Origin of the sequence: Verrucosispora sp. SN26_14.1 (genome assembly GCF_004307965.1) — a bacterium.
GTDB lineage: Bacteria > Actinomycetota > Actinomycetes > Mycobacteriales > Micromonosporaceae > Micromonospora.
In genome coordinates, this window is sequence record NZ_SISL01000767.1 from 1 (window position 1) to 1,479 (window position 1,479).

2 protein-coding genes are annotated in these 1,479 nt (G+C 73.6%); one reads left to right on the top strand and one right to left on the bottom strand.

The window, feature by feature from the left end:
• Nucleotides 1-130: 130 nt before the first annotated feature.
• Nucleotides 131-700 carry a hypothetical protein gene (locus tag EYA84_RS33795; protein WP_236146078.1) on the bottom strand — a complete coding sequence of 190 codons (570 nt, stop codon included), beginning with the start codon at nucleotides 698-700 and terminating at the stop codon, nucleotides 131-133.
• Nucleotides 701-1,075: 375 nt separating this feature from the next.
• Between EYA84_RS33795 and EYA84_RS31755 the strand changes: the two genes are divergently transcribed.
• Nucleotides 1,076-1,444 (top strand): ATP-binding protein, encoded by a 369-nt coding sequence (locus EYA84_RS31755; RefSeq protein ID WP_131057844.1) that lies wholly within the window; start codon nucleotides 1,076-1,078, stop codon nucleotides 1,442-1,444.
• Nucleotides 1,445-1,479: the final 35 nt, after the last annotated feature.

The window sequence follows — 1,479 nt, forward strand, 5'->3', positions numbered from 1 at the left end:
CCCGCCGAGGACGAGTCCGGGCACCCGGTCGTCGCGGCCAACGGCACCGCGCCCGAGCCCACCGCACGTTGAGAGACCCGGTCGGGTCGGTGCGGGAATGTCTCCGCTCCGGCCCGACCGGTGACCGTGCTCAGCACGGTCGGCGCGGCAACCAGCCGAGGAACCGGTCTCGGGCGTGGGCCGGCGGTAACCCGGGCAGATCCCGGGCGGCGGCGAGCAGACACGACCCCAGATAGACCGCGAGTGCGGCCCGCGCTCCCCCGAACTCCGCCAGCAACTGGCTCTGCTTGACCGGGCACGGCCATTCCTGGCCGCAGCCGGTGCAGGTCCAGGCGGGCGGCGAGGGCAGGTGCTCCGGCGGTTTCGTCGCGCGGTAGCGGGCGTTCGCGCTGTTGCCGCGACCGGTGTGCGGACGGAGCACCCGGACCGTGTCGTCCGACTCCGCACCGTGGGGGACGAAGAGTTCCCGTCGCGCCAACCCCAGCGCACCGCCGGCGCGTACCAGTGCGTCCGGTCCGGGCCGGTGCCCGACCAGCGCTCCCAGCAGATGGTGTCCCAGCAGGTCGAACGCGTCGGGCCCGAGGTCGAGTTCGCGACACAGCCCGATCAGCCGCAGCGGCGCCGCCACCCGCTGCGTCACCAGCGCCGCGCGCAGGACGTCCCGCAGGCCGTCCCCCAGTGCCCCCAGCCGGCTCCCCACGATGCCGATCAGGACCGTCTCCCCGGCGATCCGCCGAAGCGCTTCAGCCGTCGCCCGGCGGACGACGTCAGTCGGATCACTACCCTCCAACACCCCACCCCTCTCCGGCGTACGTCGTGCCGCTACCTCTCCTTCGGACACCCATCGTGATCATCCAGCCGCGTGCACCGCACGCCCGGAGGCGTGGTGCGCCGGCCGACGACGACGCCTCCCGTCTTCGGCAACGATCGAGCACCGGCCGACGCGACGCACGAACCGCCTGTGGCATCCCGCCGAGCCGGACGCCACACGCCTGAACGGACCCCGGCCGACCGACCGCCCCGGCGCGCCGAGCGCCTGATGCCCATCGACGCCGGCCGGTGCCACAATCGCCACATGCCGCGTTCGCTCGTCGGCCGGGACGACCTGTTCGACCTGGCCTGGCGCACGCTGGGCGAGCCCGGCCCGGTGCTGTTGGAAGGTCCGGCCGGGATCGGCAAGACGACCCTGCTGCGGGCCCTGGTCACCGAGGCGACCCGGGCCGGATGGTCGGTGCTCACCTGCGCGCCGACCGAGTGCGAGACCGACCTGCCGTTCGCCGCGCTCGCCGACCTGCTCCGCCCGCTGGCCGACCTGGTGGTGGACCTGCCGCGTCCGCAGCGGGTCGCCGCCGAGGTGGTGCTGCTCACCGGCGACAGCGACGAGACGTTCGACGAACGCGTGGTCGGCGCGGCGACCCGGACGCTGCTGGAGGCTGTCTCTTAAACACAACTCCGAGCCCACGAGACAAGCGCTCATAT

What these genes read in the sequence shown, in the direction of transcription:
- EYA84_RS31755 (WP_131057844.1), top strand. Translation starts at nt 1,076, where the DNA reads ATGCCGCGTTCGCTCGTCGGCCGGGACGACCTGTTCGACCTGGCCTGG.